An 18,531-nucleotide genomic window follows, 5' to 3' on the forward strand; every position below is an offset into this window, starting at 1 on the left:
TTATTGGGAATTAAGCATTTGTCTTAACGTCAATAGAATTAATTTATCAAAAACTTACAGGCTGAAATGAAACTAAATTGTACTCACGTACTCAATATTGAGGTGCAGAGCTTGTTTTGTAGCCTGTATCTCCCGTTTAACGGTAAACCATAAAATCAAAATTTAGGAATATACAATTATGAAAACTTTATTAATCGCTCTTGCAACCGGTAGCCTGATGTTGGCAGCTTGTTCTTCTTCCAAACCTGAAGAAGCGGCAGCGCCACGCATCACTGTTGAAGAAGCAATGACTCAATGCCAACAAGCATCTGGTGAAAATGCTGATCGTGCTGTATTTGATGCCTGCATGAAAGGCAAAGGCTATCAACGTACCGCTGAATCAGCTGCTTCCGAGCCTGCTGCCTCTGAGCCTGTAGCTGATTCTGAAACTGCTGCTCCTGAAGTTGCAGCTTCTGAGCCTGCCGCCAAAGCTGTTCCTGCTAAAAAAGCTGTTAAAAAAGTAAAAAAATAAGCTTCATAAAATTCAAGGAAGTCACTCTCATCAATACTCCGGATGAAGGCAGACTTAGAGCAACTTGAAAACAAAGGCCGTCTGAATATATTTCAGACGGCCTTTGTTTTTTCAAGTATAAGACCATTATTAAAAGATATGCTTTTGGTTTTATTGAAAAATAAAAAAGACGTGTAACGGGTACACGTCTTTTTCGGAGAATGATCCTTATTGCTTATATTCGCTGCCGTCTGCACGGAAAAGTTTTGGCTGTTCGCCTTTTTCCACGACCTCTTTATTGATGACGACTTTTGCTACGCCTTTCAAATCTGGCAGGGCGTACATGGTGTCCAAGAGGCAACGTTCGACGATAGAGCGCAGGCCGCGCGCACCGGTTTTACGTTCCATCGCCAGTTTGGCGATGCTGCGCAAGGCATCTTCTTCAAACTCAAGGCCGACATTTTCCATTTCAAACAAGGTCTGATATTGTTTGACCAAGGCATTTTTCGGTTCGGTTAAAATGTTGACCAAAGCATCTTCGTCCAATTCTGCCAATGTGGCAATCACGGGCAGACGGCCGATAAGCTCAGGAATCAAACCGAATTTAATCAAGTCTTCAGGCTCGACTGTTTCAAACAGGGCTGAAATATCGGCGTTTTCATCTTTGCTGTGTACCGCTGCACCAAAGCCGATACCGCCTTTTTCAGTACGTTGGCGGATGACTTTTTCCAAGCCGGCAAATGCACCGCCGCAGATAAAGAGGATGTTGGTGGTATCAACGTTGATGAATTCTTGGTTCGGATGTTTGCGGCCGCCTTGAGGGGGAACGCTGGCTACCGTGCCTTCAATCAGTTTCAGCAAGGCTTGTTGCACGCCTTCGCCGGATACGTCGCGCGTGATGGACGGATTGTCACTTTTGCGTGAAATTTTATCGATTTCATCGATATAAACGATGCCGCGCTGGGCTTTTTCAACGTCAAAATCACATTTGCCCAAAAGTTTGGTGATGATTTGTTCGACGTCTTCACCGACATAACCGGCTTCGGTTAAAGTTGTGGCATCCGCCATGACAAAAGGCACATCCAGTTTGCGCGCCAAAGATTGCGCCAACAGGGTTTTACCTGAGCCGGTAGGGCCGATAAGCAGGATATTGGATTTGGACAATTCCACTTTGCCCTCTGCTTTCGGGTGGCGTAGGCGTTTGTAGTGGTTGTAAACCGATACTGCCAACGCTTTTTTTGCGTGTTCCTGACCAATAACGTGGTCGTTGAGGTTGGCAACGATTTCGGCAGGGGTAGGCAGTTTTTTCTCGGCGTTTTCTTCTTTCGCTTTGGCAAGCTCGTTTTCAATTTCGCCGGATTCGTTGTCTTGCAGCATTATGCCGCAAGTTTCTACACATTCGTTGCAGATAAAGGCGTGTTCGCCTTCGATCAGATTTTTAACGTCGTTTTCGGACTTCCCGCAGAATGAACAGGTGCGTTTTTCTTCAGACATAATAATTTCTTCGTATGGTTGTATGGAGGCTGTGTTGTAAAGGGGGAACAGATATTTCGGGCGTATTGCCGGATTGAGGGAATGCCTCTGACAAAGGAGCCTAAGTATAATGACTATCTTGTGTTTTTTCAAATCAGAGCAGGTATTGCGCCGTATCGTCTAAGAAACAGATGCGGACGCTGGATTTGAATATCTCGCAAACAAACGCAAAGTTTTCTCAACTCGCTTTACAATTGTCGAAAAATTTAACAGAATGTTGAATTAAATGTATTTTTTTGAATTGGCAGATATGAAAATCTATAAAACTTTAGGAATGGTATGGACAGGTGTGGCATTGGCCTTTGCTTCTGCGCCTGCCGTTGCCGATGATATGGATGTATTGGGACAGTTTTTGGAGCAAAATTTCCCAGTGCAAAATGACCCGATGGAAGCTTTTGCGTTGAGTCATGCCGACCAAGTCGAAGCTCAAGCCGCTTTGGCAGGTCCTCTGCTGTCTTCGCAATCTGCTTTGATTTTCAATAATAAAACCGGTGAAGTGCTGTATCAGAAAAACCCTGATCGTGTCATGCCGATTGCCTCTATTTCCAAATTGATGAGCGCGATGGTGGTGTTGGATGCGCATCTGGATATGAACGAGCCTATCACGATTACCGAGGCTGAAATCGACCGTCTGAAAGGTACGGGCAGCCGTTTGAGCATCGGCACGACGCTGACACGCGGCGAACTGTTGCACCTGAGCCTGATGAGCAGTGAAAACCGTGCTACTCATGCGTTGGGCCGTACTTATCCTGGCGGTATGAGCGCGTTTGTTGCGGCAATGAATGCCAAAGCGCAAAGCCTGGGTATGACCAGCAGCCGTTTCTATGAGCCTACCGGTTTGAATTTCCAAAACGTTTCAACTGCGCGCGATTTGAACCGCATGGTTGCGGCAGCCAGCAAATATCCGCTGATCCGCAAAAATTCTACTTCGAATTACGGCTCGGTTTGGACGGCAAACGGTCGTCAAAACTACAAAAACTCTAATGCCTTGGTGCGTGAGGGTAGCTGGAATATTGAATTGCAGAAAACCGGCTATATCCGCGAGGCAGGACGTTCTATGGTGGTTAAGGCCAATGTACAGAATCAGCCGATTACCATCGTATTGCTCAACTCTCCGTCTTCTACAACCCGCGTGAACGATGCGCGTAAGATTGAGTCTTGGATGTTGCAGCGCCGTTCTTAAATGTTACGCTTAAAGGCCGTCTGAAACCGTTCAGACGGCCTTTTGTGTAAAGTGTATTAAATTTGGGTACAATGTCGTTACATTAACTTAAAAACACAGAGAGAAAACATGTTGAAAAAATGGAATAAAAAATATTGGGCCGGCATGGGCGTGATTTTGGCGTTGACCGGCTGTACTTCTGTAGCGGATATGGTTGGCTACGATACTGCGACTTTGAATGAAGACGCGGCTAAAAGTTACTCACAAGTCATCCAAAAAGCGCGTGGTCAAAAAGTTTTGGATGTTTCATCTCCAACTGCTCAACGCGTTCAACGCGTGTTTGCACGTCTGCGTCCTCATGCTGAGCGCGCCAACAAAACCGGCGTGCCTTTCAACTGGCAGATGAACGTTATCCGCAGTGATGAAATGAACGCATGGGCAATGCCGGGCGGTAAAATGGCCGTGTACACCGGCATAGTAGAAAAATTGAAGCTGACGGATGCTGAAATTGCCGCTGTTGTCGGCCATGAAATGACCCATGCTTTGTTAGAGCACAGTAAAAAAGCTTTGGGCGGACAAGTATTGACCGGTTTAGGTGGTTCTATTTTGGCCAGCTCGACCGGTGTGGATGGTGATTTGGTCGGCTTGGGTGCAGATTTGTTGGCGACCAAACCGTTCTCACGCCATCAGGAAAGCGAAGCGGATGCCGGCGGTGTGCGTTTGATGGCTGAAGCAGGCTACAACCCTGAGGCTGCGGTAAGCGTGTGGGAAAAAATGAACAAAGTACAGGGCGGCAGCTCATTGTCTATTTTGTCGACCCACCCGACCAATCAGGCGCGTATCAATGCAATCCGCAAAATGTTGCCTGAAGTAATGCCGATTTATCAGAAAAACAAACGTTAATTCGATGTATTGATGATTTTGCCGGTTTGAACAGATGATTCAAACCGGCAAAGTTTTATGGTTTCAGTCTGACAGTTTGGCAAATTTATCCCAATTTGCTTGAACGTAGGCTGCTGCGGTTTCCAAGTCTTCGTCGGCAACGTCATAATAATCGCCGTCAAGCTCTTCAAAATTGGGAAAAGCTTTGCGGATTTCGTCGAAATCCCTTTGCTCATCTGCCATTTTTTCAATGGCTTCGCCGTGTTTTTCGTACAAGGCTTTGGCTTTGTCTAAGATTTTCGGTATCGGTTTGATGCGCCAGCGGCGTAGGCTGTCGGCAACCGGATTGCCGAAGATGTATTCTCCGTATCCTGAAGCGATAAGCTGTACGAAGCCGCCTTCTTGAATTTGGCTGTCGAGGTAGCAAAGGGCGGTCAATGTATGCTGTTCGTCGTTGAGGCCGGACATTTCCTCGTCGCCTGCCTGTTCGGTGTGATCCAAATAGGCTGCGCTGAGTGTATAAAGAAATGAAGCGGAATCGGAAGTATCGAAATCTTGGAGGCGGAGCAGGGTAGTCATCATCATCAAAGGCCGTCTGAAAAAAGTGATTATATAATGTTTTCAGTCTGAACCTATCGGCCGTTTTGCTTTACAATATCGGAAGATAAGAAAACATAGTGAGGAACCAAACCATGAGTACACAGTCTGAAAAAAACGTTGTAGTCATCAAGCCGCAGGATTTGCCGCTGCATTGCTCCGGTCCTAATCATGAAACATGGAACGGCCATCCGCGCGTGTTCTTGCCGATTCAGTCCAACAGCGAGATTGAATGCCCGTATTGCGGCACTTATTACCGTCTTGATGGCGAGATTCCGCATCACCATTACTAATCTATGCCTATGTTGAACAAAATCATCTGCGCTTTGTGCGTGAGTTTGTGCGCTGCGTGCGGTTCGTATAAGGCCGTGCGTCCAGACGCGCCGTTACCGATCATTGCACAGGCGCAGACGTATTCTGTCCGTTATCAATCCGCACAAGGTCGGACGATTACTGCAATTTATATCAACAGCCACAGCCCGATGATGGTTGAGCTGCGTGAAGGCAATACGGTTGAGAAACTGGCGCAAGTCCGCTTGCGGAGTCAGGGCGTCGAGTACGCCAATCCAAGCTCGCGTTGGCAGATTGGCGACGGGTTTGCCGTGCTGATTCGCGGTGGGAAAGAAGTTGTATTTAAAGAGATTGTGGAATAGGGCGGTTTAGCCTTTAGCTAAATATTTGATTAAAGGTTTGGGCAAGCCATAATCTGCCAAATGTTCCGCTGATATCCAAAGGCCGTCTGAAAGATGTTCAGACGGCCTTTGTTGCGTCTGAAAAGGGGTAATCATCAATAAACGGTGGGTCAGGCGGTGGGTAAACGTGGTTTGTTCTTCAAGGCCGTCTGAAGTAATACCGAAGCGTTTGGCGTAGGCATACAAATCGTCTAATTTTTCAAAACAGGGTACGCAATACAGACCGCCCCAAATGCCTTTGGCAGGGCGTTTTTCAAGCAATAATGCGCCGTCAGTGTTATGGATAATCAGCCAGTAAAGCGGTAGGGTTTGCACTTCGGGAGCAGTTTTTTTGCGGGGCAGCTCGTCAATGCGGTTTTGTTTTTTTGCTTCGCAGATGTCTGCCATAGGGCATTGATGGCACAAAGGTTTTGTTCGTTTGCAGACGGTTGCACCCAAGTCCATCAGCCCTTGTGTATAGGCAGGCATATCAGCGTTTTCAGATGGTAGCAGGCTTTCGGCAAGTGTCCAAAGCGCGTTTTCAAATTTTTTATCTTGCGGATTGCCGTCTTTGGCAAAGACACGGCAGAGAACGCGTTTGACGTTGCCGTCCAAGATAGTTTCGCGTCGGTTGAAAGCAAAGGCAGAAATGGCGGCGGCGGTACTTCTGCCTACGCCGCAGAGCGTTTCTAAGTCTTTGCGTTCGGATGGAAAGATACCGCCGAATTGTCCGACGACTTGTTGCGCGGCTTTGTGCAGATTGCGTGCACGGCTGTAATAGCCCAAGCCTGCCCATAGGGATAAAACCTCGTCTTGCGGCGCAGCGGCAAGCGATTGCACGGTTGGGAATTTGGCTAAGAAACGCGGATAGTAGTCCAATACGGTAGCAACCTGTGTTTGTTGGAGCATGATTTCTGAAAGCCAGACGGAATAAGGGTCTTTGACCTGCCAAGGCAAGTCGTGACGGCCATGCTGCCGTTGCCAATCGATGAGTCGTCGTGCGAAGGATGTGGGTGTGTTCATTAATATTTGCCGTTTAATTATTTATTTTTAAAACAATGAGTTATATTATAACATTATAAATAATAATCAGAATTGACTTATTAGGTGGAGGGGTATATAAATATAGTTAACGTGGATTTACGCTGTATTGTTAGAGTTTATTAACTGCTCAAGGAGATTCACATGAAAGCAATGGTTTATCATGGCGCAAACGACATCCGTTTCGAAGAAAAACCTCGCCCTCAAATTATCGATCCGACCGATGCAGTCGTCAAAATCGTTAAAACCACGATTTGCGGTACTGACTTGGGTATTTGGAAGGGTAAAAACCCTGAAGTTGCCGATGGTCGCATTCTCGGTCATGAGGGCATTGGTATTGTAGAAGAAGTCGGCGATGCTGTAAAAAACATCAAAGTCGGTGATAAAGTCATTATTTCATGTGTCAGCAAATGCTGTACTTGCGACAACTGTAAAATCCAACTTTATTCACACTGCCGCAACGGCGGTTGGATCTTGGGCTATATGATTGACGGCACTCAGGCCGAATACGTCCGTACGCCTTATGCAGACAACAGCTTGGTTCCGCTGCCTGACAACGTCAACGAAGAAGTTGCCCTGCTGTTGAGCGATGCCTTACCGACCGCCCACGAAATCGGCGTGCAATATGGCGATGTGAAACCTGGCGATACTGTATTCATTGCAGGTGCCGGCCCTGTCGGTATGTCTGCGCTGCTGACTGCGCAACTGTATAGCCCTGCCGCCATCATTGTTTGCGATATGGACGAAAACCGCTTGAAACTGGCGAAAGAATTGGGCGCGACCCATACCATCAACCCTGCTTCCGGCGATGTAAGCAAGCAAGTTGCCGACATTGTTGGCGAAGACGGAGTAGATTGCGCCATTGAAGCGGTCGGTATCCCTGCGACTTGGAATATGTGTCAAGACATCGTGAAACCCGGCGGCCATATCGCTGTGGTTGGCGTACATGGTCAATCCGTTGATTTCAAACTGGAAAAACTGTGGATTAAAAACCTTGCCATTACTACCGGCCTGGTTAACGCCAATACCACCGAAATGCTGATGAAAGCCATTTCCAGCAGCTCAGTGGATTACACCAAAATGATGACCCACCATTTCAAATTCAGCGAATTGGAAAAAGCTTACGATGTGTTCAAACACGCTGCTGAAAACCAAGCCATGAAAGTGGTTTTGGAAGCGGATTGATTTGAAAATTGCTTAATATGCCGTTAATTAAAGGCCGTCTGAACATTCAGACGGCCTTTTTGTATGGTTTTATTTTTTCTTCAACCAAACGCCGCTTTCGATATGGTGGGTAAATGGGAATTGGTCGAACAGGGCGACGCGTTCGATGGTATGGGTTTGACAGAGCGTGTCGAGATTGGCACGCAGGGTCTCAGGGTTGCAGGAAATATAGAGGACGTTGTCGAATCGGGCAACCAATTTGAGCGTCTCATCATCAATGCCGGCGCGAGGAGGATCGACAAAAATAGTTGAAAAATCATAGTTTTTCAAGTCGATGCTTTGTTCTTGCAGGCGGCGGAATTCGCGGTTTTGCGTGTAGGCCTCGGTAAATTCTTCCGCAGACAGGCGGGCGATTTTAAGATTGGTAATTTGGTTGGCTTCAATATTCCATTGGGCGGCGTTGACGGAGGTTTTAGATACTTCGGTCGCCAACACTTGATTGAAATGTTGCGAAAGCGGCAGGGTGAAATTGCCGTTGCCGCAGTACAACTCAAGCATGTCTTTGCCTAAGTTTTGCGCAGCATCACACGCCCAAGTCAGCATTTTTTGGCACACTTGGGCATTGGGTTGGGTAAAGCTGCCCTCGATTTGACGATAGCGGAAGGTTTTGCCGTTGACTTCCAACGCTTCGGTCACAAAATCTTGGCTTAATACGATTTTTTGTCCGCGGCTGCGGCCGATGATGTGGATGCCCAAATTGTGTGCCAACTCTTGCGCGGCTTGTTGCCATGCTTCGTTCAGCTTCTTGTGGTAAATCATGGTTACCAGCATTTCGCCGCTTAAAGTGGACAAAAATTCGACGGCGTACCAGCGGTTTTTCAGCTCGGGATGATTGGACGCGGCTTCAATCAATTTCGGCATCAAGGTATTGATGGATTCGGACGCGGCAGGAAATTGGTCGCAACGGATCAGGCTTGCCCCGCTTGCCTTTTGCCCGCGCTCAAACATGGCGTAAAACATTTCGCCGCCTTCATGCCAGATGCGGAACTCGGCACGCATTCTGTAATGCTGTTCCGGAGATTCAAAGACTTCGATTTCAGGGAAATCCAGTCCTTGGAAAAGTTGCTGAAGATATTGCTTTTTGTCGGCTAGTTGTTGCTGGTAGGCAGTCATTGGGGCAGTCTTTCAGAAAATAATGGCGAATTATAATATAGTTGGCGCAAAGATACGAAAGGCCGTCTGAAACATCGGTTTCAGACGGCCTTTGATTTCAAAGCATCAGCTTGTCAATCAGCCTTGCATTTGTTTGGCTTGAACGGCAGTCAGGGCGATGGTGAAGACGATGTCTTCAATCAATGCGCCGCGGGACAAGTCGTTAACCGGTTTACGCAAACCTTGCAACAACGGGCCTACGCTCAGGACGTTGGCGCTGCGTTGTACGGCTTTGTAAGTACAGTTGCCGGTATTGAGGTCTGGGAAAACCAAAACGGTTGCTTGACCGGCAACAGCGCTGCCCGGAGCTTTGGATTGGCCGATAGATGGAACGGTAGCCGCATCGTATTGCAACGGGCCTTCGATGGCCAAATCAGGGCGTTTTTCATTAGCCAGTTTGGTTGCTTCTATCACTGCATCGACATCAGGGCCGCTGCCTGAGTTGATGGTAGAGTAGGAAATCATGGCCACTTTTGGATCGATACCGAAAGCTTTGGCGCTGTCGGCAGATTGGATAGCGATGTCGGCCAGTTGTTCCGGAGTTGGGTTCGGATTAACCGCGCAGTCGGCAAATGCCAATACTTGGTTAGGCAGCAACATGAAGAATACGCTGGATACAAGGCTTGCACCCGGAGCGGTTTTAATAAGTTGCAGGGCAGGGCGGATGGTGTTGGCAGTGGTGTGGACTGCACCGGAAACCAAACCGTCTACGTCGTTTTGAGCCATCATCATGGTACCGAGTACGACGGTATCTTGCAGCTGTTTGCGTGCATCTTCAGGAGTCAGGCCTTTGGATTTGCGCAATTCGCACATCGGCTCAACGTATTGTTCAACCAAAGTAGCAGGATCAATGATTTCCAAAGAATCAGGCAGGGAAATGCCGCGTTCTTTAGCAACGGCTTCAACTTCTTCTCGGGTAGCCAACAGTACGCAACGGGCGATGCCTTTTTCGTGACAGATAGCAGCGGCAGCGACGGTGCGTGGTTCGGCGCCTTCAGGCAGAACGATACGCATATCGGCTTTGCGTGCGAAATCGATCAGGTTGTAACGGAATTGAGCTGGAGACAGGCGTTTGGCTTCGCGTTTGGCCAAAGCGGAGACATCTTGCAGTTTGTCGCTGGAGCCGAAGAAAGTCAGGCCGGTTTGCTCGGCAACTTGTGCGCCTAAAGCAGCGGCTGCGCCGTCAATGATGAAACCTTCCAATAAGCCCGAGGAGTTGGTGTAGAGCTGTTTGGTGAGGTTTAATTGTTGGGCGATGGCGGCCGCGTCAGTATTGTCGGATTTCAGCGCCAATACAACGCCTGCGTCCAAAGACAACGCCAATTCGACGTTTTTGCCTGCCAAGAACAATTTGTCTGCATCAGGAGTGATGCCTTCGATAACGAGGTTATCTGCATTCAATGCTGCAACTTTACCGACAAGTGCGTCAAACCAGTCGTCGCTCTTACCTTGAGCCAACAGGGCTTCTGTAGTGGAGTCAACGGCTTGGAAAACTTGCGCATTCAATGCCGCTGCAAATGCTTTTGCCGCTGCATCGGCGCTCAAGCCGGTAGATACCGGTGCGATTAAGATTTTTGCCATTTTGTGTCCTCTCTTTCGTTAATTGTAGAAGGGTGTTGCTGTGGCGCAGCTGATGCTGCATTTTAATACTTCAGGATTGAAGTTTCTTTAATGTATTCACGGTCATGTTGACATATGTCATCAGGCCGTCTGAAAAGTATAAACGCAATGGGCTAAATTCATCAATCCCCCATTGCCGCCAAAAGCTCGGCTTGATGCTCGGCAATCAGGGCATTGGTAATTTCTTCCAAATCGCCGTCCATCACAAAATCCAGTTTGTGCAGGGTAAGGTTGATGCGGTGGTCGGTCACGCGGCCTTGTGGGTAGTTGTAGGTGCGGATGCGTTCGCTGCGGTCGCCGCTGCCGATTAGGGATTTGCGTTCGGCGGCTTCTTTGGCTTGGGCTTCGCGTTTTTGCGCGTCGTTTAAGCGGGCGGCGAGGACTTTCATCGCCTGCGCTTTGTTCGCGTGTTGGCTGCGGCCGTCTTGGCATTCGACCACCATACCTGTCGGCAAGTGGGTAATGCGGACGGCGGAGTCAGTTTTGTTGATGTGCTGACCGCCGGCACCGGATGCGCGGAAGGTATCGATGCGCAGGTCGGCGGAGTTCAGTTCAATGTCTTCCAGTTCGTCTGCTTCGGGCATGACGGCAACGGTACAGGCGGAAGTATGGATACGGCCTTGGCTTTCGGTCGCGGGGACGCGTTGTACGCGGTGGCCGCCGGATTCAAATTTTAGACGGCTGTATGCGCCCAAGCCGATAATGCGGGCGATGACTTCTTTATAGCCGCCCAATTCGCTTTCGTTGGCGGAAACGATTTCAACCTGCCAACGGTTGCGCTCGGCGTAGCGGCTGTACATACGCAGCAAATCGCCTGCAAACAGCGCGGCTTCGTCGCCGCCGGTACCGGCGCGCACTTCGATAAAGATGTTTTTGTCGTCGTCGGCGTCTTTGGGCAGTAGCAGTTTTTGCAATTCGGTATCGAGTTCGTCGATTTTGGCTTTTGCGGCTTCGATTTCTTCGGCGGCAAAGTCTTTCATTTCAGGGTCGGACAGCATTTCTTCGGCATCTGCCAAGTCGCTTTGCGCCAGTTGGTAGTTTTGGAAGACTTCGACGACGGGGGTCAGTTCGGCGTGTTCGCGTGTGAGTTTGCGGTAGTTGTCCATGTCGGACGTGGCTTCAGGCTGACCGAGCAGGTGCGTGACTTCTTCCAGTCGGTCGCTGAGTTGTTGTAGTTTTTCTAAGATAGACGGCTTCATAAATTTTCCAAAATACGGATGCCGTCGAGTGGTCTGCAACGGCGAAATAAGGAGTCATTATAATGGGTTTGAATGAAAATTCAAAAAGATATGATGGATTGGAAAGGCCGTCTGAAACCTGTTTTTAAGTTTCAGACGGCCTTTTTTATATGGGCTTATTTAGGCGCAGCCAAGATGCCTGTTTGGTTCAGTAGGAACAAAACGGTAAAGCCGGTCAAATAAATCAAACCGATAATGGCGAGGAAGTTCATGCCCATCGTCAGTTTGTGGCGTTTGTCGCCTTTGACGAGGCGGTAGTTCAACCAAGCGAACACTGGGGCGGCAACGAAAGCGGTGATCATGGCGAATTTGAGCAGCTCGGCCATTGCGCTGTTGAACCAGAAAATCACTGCCAAGCCTGAGCCTGCGACCCAGACGTTCCAAGCAAACAGTTCGACATTGCCGGTTTTGTTTTTGCCGCGCAGCAGGCGTACCGGTTCGGCAATCGCGCGCGCGTAGCCGTCTACTACGGTAATGGTGGTGCCGTACATACAGGCAAAGGCGATAAATGCCACCAGCGGACGCGACCAGTCGCCGATGGTAACGGCGTACATATTAATCAGTTGGCCAACATATTTGCCGCCCGCCATTTGCACTTCCTCGCCGTTGCCGTATTGTACATATGCACCCAAGGCGAGGAAAACGACCGCCAAAATCGCGCTGGTAATGTAGCCGACGTTGAAGTCGAAAATACCGTCGCGGTAGCTGGAAGGGTTGATGCGTTGTTTTTCGGTTACCCACAAAGAGTTGATGGCGGAAATTTCAATCGGCGCAGGCATCCAGCCCATCAGTGCGATGAGGAAGCCCAAGCCTGCCAGTGTCCACGGGGTAGGCTCGATAAAGTCGGGTTTCATCTGCATGCCACGAGACATGGCCACGGCGGCTGCGGCGACGGTGGCGATGGTCAGGCTGACGATGATGATTTTGGAAACGTTGTCCAATGCTTTATAGCGGCCGCTTGCCAAAATCAGCAGGCAGGAAACCATAATCATGGCGGACACCATGCCGGCATCGAAAGTCAGTGATGGGATCGCCATTTTGACGATGGCGGCGGTAACGATGGCGACCGCGCCGGCATTAATCGTTGCCGATGCAATACACAAAATCAAAAATACCCACAAATAAACACGGCTTTTTTCGGCATAGCCTTCAATCAGGCTTTTGCCCGTATCCAGCGTGTAATGTGCGCTGAAGCGGAAAAACGGGTATTTGAACAGGTTGGTCAGAATAATGATCAGCGCAAGCTGCCAGCCGTAAAGTGCGCCTGCCTGCGTGGAGGCAATCAGGTGCGAGCCGCCGACTGCTGCCGAAGCCATCATGATACCCGGGCCGAGAGCATTGATTTTGCTCTTCCAGGTGGAAGCGTGTGTATGTTGTTCAGCCATAATTAGTTTCCGCCTTTTTCAGACGGCCTTATTATCAAAAAAAGGCATATTTTAACGTAAATAAAAAGTTTGCCCAATAATATGCGTAATACTTTTTATCAATCAAAGGGAAAATACGGTGTTAAAAAGCTGAGATGACTGAGTGAACGATATTTTGTGCCAAAAACATTTTTTCAGACGGCCTTGTATCGCTTTTTATTCATGAATATGGGGTAGGAAGGGCAGAGTGTGTCGGTTTGGAAACGAAATGGCAGGGCGAGGTTTTTGATGCCTTGAAGTCGGTATATCAAGGGGAAGTATGGAGCAGGGAATCCACGTTTTGCTCGGTTATTTCAGCCAGTTGCGCCAGCGGTATGCCGCGCAGTTCTGCGGCAATTTCGGCGATACGGCGGATGTTGGCCGGGGTATTGGTTTCGTGGCCGAGCATAAAGGGGCTGTCGGTTTCGAGAACGAAATCCGTGTCGTCTAAGGCTTGTAAGGCGGCACGGACTTTTTTGGCATTGGGATTGAGCAGCAGCGAGCCTATGCCGATTTTGAAGCCGAGTTTCACCAAAATCCGCGCTTCTTCTACGCTGCCGGAGAAGGCGTGGACGATACCGCCTTGCGTGAAACCGGCGGTTTTGACGGCGGCGGCAATGGCGGCGGTGGCTTTCAGATTATGAATGATGACACGGCGGTTGAGGTGTTGGGCGAGGGTAAGTTGGCGGATAAAGACGTCAGTCTGCGTGTTGCGTTGTGCTTGGGTTTGCTCTTTTCCATAAAAATCCAAACCGATTTCGCCAACCCATGCTTGCGGATGCCGGATTAATTCTTTCTCTAATTCTTGGAATGCCGCTTCGTTGAGGCCGTCTGAAAACCACGGATGAATGCCCAAAGCGATATGGATGTTTTCAGACGGCCTTTCCAACTGCGCAACTGCCTGCCAATCATTGGGAGATGTAGCCGGTACGATAAAACGAGCCACGCCAACGGCTTGCGCTTCGGCAAGCACGGCAGGCAGCGTATCGGCAAGTTTAGGATCGGCAAGATGGCAGTGGGTGTCGGTGAAAGTCATGTTTAATGGCGGTTTACAGCAGATTTAATTGACGCAATTCTTGTTGCACCTTATTTGCATTCCAGTCATGGGAAACGGCAAGGGTCATCAGCGCGGTGGCAGTTTCGAGATTGCATTTGCCGCCGTTGATGATACCTGCCTGACGCAAAGCATCGCCTTGGGCATAGACGGCGGCGGCGCAACCTTGCGGTACTTGGCTGATGTTGAGCAGCAATTTGCCTTGTTGCGTAAAGGCTTGGACGGCTCGGACAAACGCATCGTCGCTCGGCGCATTGCCGTGGCCGTAGCTTTTCAGGATTAGGGCTTGGGCGGAAAGGTGGGGCAGGCCGTCTGAAAGTTCTTGCGTGGCATAACCGGGAATCAGCGTGCGGACGGAAACTTTGGCTTCAGGATTTGGAAGATGCGGATTGAGGCTGTCTGAATGTTGGGCTAGGGCGATACGGATATTGTGCCAACCTTTGTTTTCCTCCCATTCGGCGAGCGCGCCAAAATGCAGGTTGTCAAAACCTGCGGCGGTTTCGGTGCTGACCTTGCTGCTGCCGACGGCGGGGAAGAGTTTGCCGTCAAAGGCAATCGCCACTTGTTTGAGTTTGAGCGAGAAGGCGGAAACGGCGGTGGCAAGGTTGCGCGGCGCATCGCTGTTTGCGGCATCGTAAGGCCATTGTGAGCCAGTCAGGATAACGGGTTTGTCCAAACCTTGCAGCGAAAGGGCGAAGAGGTTGGCAGTGTATGCCATGGTATCCGTGCCGTGCAGCACCAAAATGCCGTCATAGTCAGGCAGTTTGGCGATAATAAGCTCCAGCCAGTCGTGCTGGTTTTGCAGCGTTACCGCGGAAGAATCGATGAGCGGCTGGCAAACGTGCCATTCGAAATCAAGGCCGTCTGAAAAGGGGGCAAGGGCTTTATCGACGAGAGCGGTGTCGGGACGCAGGCCGGCGCTGCTTTGGGTCATGCCGATGGTGCCGCCGGTGTAGAGGACGAAGATTTTTTGTTTCATGGTGTTTCTGATGAATGATTGAGGCCGTCTGAAAGCGGGGAAGTGTTTCAGACGGCCTGGAATGGTTTATTGATTGGCTTGTTTTTTGGCTTTTGCAGCGCGTTTTTCGTGTAATTTTTCACGGAAGAAGGTATGGCGGCGGTGTTTTCTCCACCAAATCCAGCCGACAATGACTGCGCCGATGCCCAGTACGGTAAAAATACCTGATTGCAGGCTGTGCATTTTTTCCATCAGCCAGTCTGTATTGCGTGCGCCGTATTCGCCCAGATAAATCCAAACCGGAACGGAAATCAGCGCGGCCAAGCCGTCCATCAGGATAAAGCGCAGGTAGGAAACCTTGCGGCTGATGCCTGCGGTCACGAAAACAGCGGTACGCAGGCCGGGCAGGAAACGGGCGACGAATAAAACCCAGTTGCCGTATTTGTCGAATTTTTCCTGTACTTGAGCATAGCGTTTGGGCGTCATCACGCGGGCAATCGGTTTGAATTTAAGGATTCTTTGTCCCCAAATCCGGCCGGCCGCAAACATAAAGCCGTCGCCTACCAATACGCCGAGCATACCGACGGCAAACATAATATGCGAGTTGGTATAACCCAGGCCGGAAATCACGCCGCCGGTTACCAGTGTTAAATCTTCAGGAATCGGCACGCCGAAGCCGCAAATAACCAAAACGAAAAACACGGCCGCATAGCCGTATTCAACGAAAAAAGATTCTAAAATTGCAAACATGGCCGCCGTCCCACGATAAATATTGATTGATGACTGGATTAAGTTGGAATTTTACCAAAGATAAGGCCGTCTGAAAGCAATCACAAGCAGATATTGTTTAAATTTGACGGTAGTTTGCAAAAAATCTCGAAATTCGGACGTGGAAAGTTGGGATTTGAACAGATTTGGCAGGTACAATAGCTGCTGGTTTATCTTTCAAACCCGAAATGGAAGTCTGTTTTCAGACGGCCTGTTTGGAAAGTTGGTTGTGGAATTAAAGAATCTAAAATTCAAAAGGAATCCATTATGTACACTTGTACTTCCTGCGGCGAAAATCATGAAGAGATGCCCGCAATCGGCTTTATCACTCCAGATCCCTATAATGAGTTAAGCGAGGACGAACGTAGTACCTACCAGGCCGAGTGTAACGGTGATTTCTGCATTATCCGCTATCCTGACCAAACTGACCGCTTTATCCGCACGGTGCTGCATATCCCCATTATCGGACATGAGGAAACGTTGGAATACGGCGTATGGGTATCTGTCAGCGAAAAGAGTTTTAACGATTATAAAAGCCACTTCCATGATAATCCGGAAAACGTTGTTTATTTCGGTATGATATGCAACTGGCTGCCCCCATATGAAACCAACACCTTCGGTCTGCATTGTAATGTCGTTACTCAGCTCAATAACCAACGTCCTCTGCTACAACTCCATCAAAGCAGTAAACATCCGCTGGTACGCGACTTTTACCAAGGCATAGAATACGCTGAAGCGCAGGCAAGGATAGATGCGGTATTCGGATCGGATTACTAAGAACAAAAAGGTAAACATTCCTCTCTTGAACGAAACCATACTTGATATTTCCTACCTTTTCCTGCAACTGTTTTGTAAACCTGTCCGCTATTGAGCAAATTGTCCACTTCAGCGGAATGCCTATTACCTTCGTGTCTGATACGATTACAGGTGAAACGTGGATAGATTTCTGCTACAAGGGCTGGAAGTTCAGTATTCACAACCCATATGGTACATATTGGTTTTTGCTGAAAACAGCGAATGCCCCAAAGCCATATTGCAATATATGATTCAGGCCGTCTGAAATCCAAAATTTGGTTTTCAGACGGCCTCAAATAAGGATCAACATGAAATACAGAGATCTGCGAGAATTTATCGCCGGATTGGAAGCTGATGGCAAACTCAAGCGCATTCAGCATCCGGTGTCGCCGCATTTGGAAATGACCGAAATCGCCGACCGCGTGCTGCGCGCCGAGGGGCCGGCGTTGCTGTTTGAAAATCCGATTAAGCCTGACGGTACGCGTTATGATTATCCCGTGTTGGCGAATCTGTTCGGCACGCCCGAACGCGTGGCGCTGGGCATGAGTGCGGACAGCGTATCCAAGCTGCGCGAAATCGGGCAGACGCTGGCGTATTTGAAAGAACCCGAACCGCCCAAAGGTATTAAAGACGCGTTTTCCAAATTGCCGCTGCTGAAAGATATTTGGAGCATGGCGCCGAACGTGGTGAAAAACGCGCCGTGTCAGGAAATCGTGTGGGAAGGCGAAGACGTTGATTTGTATAAACTTCCGATTCAGCATTGCTGGCCGGAAGACGTTGCGCCACTGGTAACGTGGGGCTTGACCGTCACGCGCGGACCGCACAAAAAACGTCAAAATCTCGGTATTTACCGTCAGCAGTTAATCGGCAAAAACAAGCTGATTATGCGCTGGCTGTCGCATCGCGGCGGCGCGTTGGATTATCAGGAATTCCGAAAACTCAATCCCGATACGCCGTATCCCGTCGCCGTCGTGCTCGGCTGCGACCCCGCCACCATTTTGGGCGCGGTAACGCCCGTTCCCGATACCTTGAGCGAATACCAGTTTGCCGGACTGCTGCGCGGTTCGCGGACGGAGCTGGTGAAATGTATCGGCAATGATTTGCAAGTGCCTGCCCGTGCTGAAATTGTGTTGGAAGGTGTTATCCATCCGAACGAAACCGCGTTGGAAGGCCCATACGGCGACCACACGGGTTATTACAACGAGCAGGATCATTTCCCCGTGTTTACGGTCGAACGTATCACCATGCGCGAAAACCCGATTTACCACTCCACCTACACAGGCAAACCGCCCGATGAACCCGCCGTTTTGGGCGTGGCGTTGAACGAAGTGTTCGTACCGCTTTTGCAAAAGCAGTTCCCCGAAATCACCGATTTCTACCTGCCGCCCGAAGGCTGCTCCTACCGCATGGCGGTGGTCAGCATGAAAAAACAGTACGCCGGACACGCCAAGCGCGTGATGATGGGTTGCTGGTCGTTCCTGCGCCAATTTATGTACACCAAATTCATCATCGTGGTCGATGACGATGTGGACGTGCGAGATTGGAAAGAAGTCATCTGGGCGGTAACCACGCGCATGGACCCTGTACGCGATACCGTTTTGATGGAAAACACGCCCATCGATTACCTCGACTTCGCCAGCCCCATCAGCGGACTCGGCGGCAAAATGGGTTTGGATGCGACCAACAAATGGCCGGGCGAAACCGACCGCGAATGGGGTCGTGTGATCAAAAAAGACCCTGCCGTTACGGCCAAAATCGATGAGATTTGGGAGAGTTTGGGTTTGTAGATGTCGGATTTATTGGAATTTCTACTTCAAATATTGATGGAAATAATTGGGTCTATGTTTGAGGGTACGATAGAAATATTGAGGCTCGATTGGAGAAAAAGAAAACTCTCCAAAAAAGGCTTGATAATGTTGGTTATATGGTTTGCCATCATTGTT

General features: G+C 49.3%; 18 protein-coding genes. 8 read left to right on the top strand and 10 right to left on the bottom strand.

Features of this window, described 5'->3' with window-relative positions; all coding sequences use genetic code 11:
- Positions 1-178: 178 nt before the first annotated feature.
- Positions 179-511: a hypothetical protein gene (locus tag ACTHR2_RS00650; protein WP_263341092.1), complete on the top strand. Its 333-nt coding sequence runs from the start codon at positions 179-181 to the stop codon at positions 509-511.
- Between the two features lie 207 nt (positions 512-718).
- Here ACTHR2_RS00650 and clpX read toward each other — a convergent pair whose 3' ends face one another.
- On the bottom strand, positions 719-1,984 hold the full coding sequence (gene clpX, locus ACTHR2_RS00655; RefSeq protein ID WP_263341094.1) for an ATP-dependent Clp protease ATP-binding subunit ClpX: 1,266 nt from the start codon (positions 1,982-1,984) through the stop codon (positions 719-721).
- Between the two features lie 313 nt (positions 1,985-2,297).
- Between clpX and ACTHR2_RS00660 the strand changes: the two genes are divergently transcribed.
- Together ACTHR2_RS00660 and ACTHR2_RS00665 are read left to right on the top strand one after the other, a co-directional pair.
- On the top strand, positions 2,298-3,206 hold the full coding sequence (locus ACTHR2_RS00660; protein WP_371440889.1) for a serine hydrolase: 909 nt from the start codon (positions 2,298-2,300) through the stop codon (positions 3,204-3,206).
- A gap of 108 nt (positions 3,207-3,314) precedes the next feature.
- On the top strand, positions 3,315-4,088 hold the full coding sequence (locus ACTHR2_RS00665; RefSeq protein WP_263341098.1) for a M48 family metallopeptidase: 774 nt from the start codon (positions 3,315-3,317) through the stop codon (positions 4,086-4,088).
- A gap of 63 nt (positions 4,089-4,151) precedes the next feature.
- Here the strand turns inward: ACTHR2_RS00665 and ACTHR2_RS00670 are convergent, their stop codons facing one another.
- Positions 4,152-4,646, bottom strand: a complete 495-nt coding sequence (locus ACTHR2_RS00670; RefSeq protein ID WP_263341913.1) for a DMP19 family protein — start codon at positions 4,644-4,646, stop codon at positions 4,152-4,154.
- Between the two features lie 113 nt (positions 4,647-4,759).
- Here ACTHR2_RS00670 and ACTHR2_RS00675 point away from each other — a divergent pair, with 113 nt between their 5' ends.
- Positions 4,760-4,957 (top strand): zinc-finger domain-containing protein, encoded by a 198-nt coding sequence (locus ACTHR2_RS00675; RefSeq protein ID WP_003745781.1) that lies wholly within the window; start codon positions 4,760-4,762, stop codon positions 4,955-4,957.
- 3 nt (positions 4,958-4,960) lie between these two features.
- Positions 4,961-5,317: a hypothetical protein gene (locus ACTHR2_RS00680; protein WP_263341105.1), complete on the top strand. Its 357-nt coding sequence runs from the start codon at positions 4,961-4,963 to the stop codon at positions 5,315-5,317.
- Between the two features lie 6 nt (positions 5,318-5,323).
- Here the strand turns inward: ACTHR2_RS00680 and mutY are convergent, their stop codons facing one another.
- Positions 5,324-6,358: an A/G-specific adenine glycosylase gene (gene mutY / locus ACTHR2_RS00685; protein ID WP_263341107.1), complete on the bottom strand. Its 1,035-nt coding sequence runs from the start codon at positions 6,356-6,358 to the stop codon at positions 5,324-5,326.
- 162 nt (positions 6,359-6,520) lie between these two features.
- On the opposite strand from mutY, the gene ACTHR2_RS00690 reads away from it, so the two are divergent.
- Positions 6,521-7,561 carry a zinc-dependent alcohol dehydrogenase family protein gene (locus ACTHR2_RS00690; protein WP_107858123.1) on the top strand — a complete coding sequence of 347 codons (1,041 nt, stop codon included), beginning with the start codon at positions 6,521-6,523 and terminating at the stop codon, positions 7,559-7,561.
- A 69-nt stretch (positions 7,562-7,630) separates the two neighbouring features.
- On the opposite strand, the gene trmA is transcribed toward ACTHR2_RS00690, so the two are convergent.
- The 7 genes from trmA to ACTHR2_RS00725 form a co-directional block, all read right to left on the bottom strand.
- Positions 7,631-8,713: a tRNA (uridine(54)-C5)-methyltransferase TrmA gene (trmA, locus tag ACTHR2_RS00695; RefSeq protein ID WP_263341109.1), complete on the bottom strand. Its 1,083-nt coding sequence runs from the start codon at positions 8,711-8,713 to the stop codon at positions 7,631-7,633.
- Positions 8,714-8,830: 117 nt separating this feature from the next.
- Positions 8,831-10,333 carry a phosphate acetyltransferase gene (gene pta / locus ACTHR2_RS00700; RefSeq protein WP_263341111.1) on the bottom strand — a complete coding sequence of 501 codons (1,503 nt, stop codon included), beginning with the start codon at positions 10,331-10,333 and terminating at the stop codon, positions 8,831-8,833.
- A 161-nt stretch (positions 10,334-10,494) separates the two neighbouring features.
- On the bottom strand, positions 10,495-11,571 hold the full coding sequence (gene prfA / locus ACTHR2_RS00705; protein WP_263341113.1) for a peptide chain release factor 1: 1,077 nt from the start codon (positions 11,569-11,571) through the stop codon (positions 10,495-10,497).
- A 155-nt stretch (positions 11,572-11,726) separates the two neighbouring features.
- On the bottom strand, positions 11,727-12,995 hold the full coding sequence (locus tag ACTHR2_RS00710; RefSeq protein WP_263341115.1) for an NRAMP family divalent metal transporter: 1,269 nt from the start codon (positions 12,993-12,995) through the stop codon (positions 11,727-11,729).
- 286 nt (positions 12,996-13,281) lie between these two features.
- The gene (locus ACTHR2_RS00715) at positions 13,282-14,049 is read right to left on the bottom strand and encodes a TatD family hydrolase (RefSeq protein ID WP_440375238.1); all 768 of its coding nucleotides are present in this window, start codon (positions 14,047-14,049) and stop codon (positions 13,282-13,284) included.
- A gap of 13 nt (positions 14,050-14,062) precedes the next feature.
- Complete coding sequence (locus ACTHR2_RS00720; RefSeq protein ID WP_263341119.1) at positions 14,063-15,046, bottom strand: asparaginase; 984 nt, start codon at positions 15,044-15,046, stop codon at positions 14,063-14,065.
- A 66-nt stretch (positions 15,047-15,112) separates the two neighbouring features.
- Positions 15,113-15,775: a DedA family protein gene (locus tag ACTHR2_RS00725; protein WP_263341121.1), complete on the bottom strand. Its 663-nt coding sequence runs from the start codon at positions 15,773-15,775 to the stop codon at positions 15,113-15,115.
- A 285-nt stretch (positions 15,776-16,060) separates the two neighbouring features.
- Here ACTHR2_RS00725 and ACTHR2_RS00730 point away from each other — a divergent pair, with 285 nt between their 5' ends.
- Positions 16,061-16,570, top strand: a complete 510-nt coding sequence (locus ACTHR2_RS00730) for a DUF2199 domain-containing protein (protein ID WP_128580824.1) — start codon at positions 16,061-16,063, stop codon at positions 16,568-16,570.
- A 326-nt stretch (positions 16,571-16,896) separates the two neighbouring features.
- Positions 16,897-18,375 (top strand): 4-hydroxy-3-polyprenylbenzoate decarboxylase, encoded by a 1,479-nt coding sequence (ubiD, locus tag ACTHR2_RS00735; RefSeq protein WP_263341127.1) that lies wholly within the window; start codon positions 16,897-16,899, stop codon positions 18,373-18,375.
- Positions 18,376-18,531 lie beyond the last annotated feature (156 nt).

The organism is Neisseria sp. P0006.S004, assembly GCF_051963015.1.
Lineage (GTDB): Bacteria > Pseudomonadota > Gammaproteobacteria > Burkholderiales > Neisseriaceae > Neisseria.

Excerpts from the sequence above, each read along its gene's own strand:
- ACTHR2_RS00715 (WP_440375238.1), bottom strand. The coding sequence starts at position 14,049 with ATGACTTTCACCGACACCCACTGCCATCTTGCCGATCCTAAACTTGCC.
- ACTHR2_RS00675 (WP_003745781.1), top strand. The coding sequence starts at position 4,760 with ATGAGTACACAGTCTGAAAAAAACGTTGTAGTCATCAAGCCGCAGGAT.
- clpX (WP_263341094.1), bottom strand. The coding sequence starts at position 1,984 with ATGTCTGAAGAAAAACGCACCTGTTCATTCTGCGGGAAGTCCGAAAAC.
- ACTHR2_RS00720 (WP_263341119.1), bottom strand. The coding sequence starts at position 15,046 with ATGAAACAAAAAATCTTCGTCCTCTACACCGGCGGCACCATCGGCATG.
- ACTHR2_RS00650 (WP_263341092.1), top strand. The coding sequence starts at position 179 with ATGAAAACTTTATTAATCGCTCTTGCAACCGGTAGCCTGATGTTGGCA.
- prfA (WP_263341113.1), bottom strand. The coding sequence starts at position 11,571 with ATGAAGCCGTCTATCTTAGAAAAACTACAACAACTCAGCGACCGACTG.
- ACTHR2_RS00680 (WP_263341105.1), top strand. The coding sequence starts at position 4,961 with ATGCCTATGTTGAACAAAATCATCTGCGCTTTGTGCGTGAGTTTGTGC.
- ACTHR2_RS00725 (WP_263341121.1), bottom strand. The coding sequence starts at position 15,775 with ATGTTTGCAATTTTAGAATCTTTTTTCGTTGAATACGGCTATGCGGCC.
- ACTHR2_RS00730 (WP_128580824.1), top strand. The coding sequence starts at position 16,061 with ATGTACACTTGTACTTCCTGCGGCGAAAATCATGAAGAGATGCCCGCA.
- mutY (WP_263341107.1), bottom strand. The coding sequence starts at position 6,358 with ATGAACACACCCACATCCTTCGCACGACGACTCATCGATTGGCAACGG.
- ACTHR2_RS00690 (WP_107858123.1), top strand. The coding sequence starts at position 6,521 with ATGAAAGCAATGGTTTATCATGGCGCAAACGACATCCGTTTCGAAGAA.
- trmA (WP_263341109.1), bottom strand. The coding sequence starts at position 8,713 with ATGACTGCCTACCAGCAACAACTAGCCGACAAAAAGCAATATCTTCAG.
- pta (WP_263341111.1), bottom strand. The coding sequence starts at position 10,333 with ATGGCAAAAATCTTAATCGCACCGGTATCTACCGGCTTGAGCGCCGAT.
- ubiD (WP_263341127.1), top strand. The coding sequence starts at position 16,897 with ATGAAATACAGAGATCTGCGAGAATTTATCGCCGGATTGGAAGCTGAT.
- ACTHR2_RS00710 (WP_263341115.1), bottom strand. The coding sequence starts at position 12,995 with ATGGCTGAACAACATACACACGCTTCCACCTGGAAGAGCAAAATCAAT.
- ACTHR2_RS00665 (WP_263341098.1), top strand. The coding sequence starts at position 3,315 with ATGTTGAAAAAATGGAATAAAAAATATTGGGCCGGCATGGGCGTGATT.
- ACTHR2_RS00670 (WP_263341913.1), bottom strand. The coding sequence starts at position 4,646 with ATGACTACCCTGCTCCGCCTCCAAGATTTCGATACTTCCGATTCCGCT.
- ACTHR2_RS00660 (WP_371440889.1), top strand. The coding sequence starts at position 2,298 with ATGGTATGGACAGGTGTGGCATTGGCCTTTGCTTCTGCGCCTGCCGTT.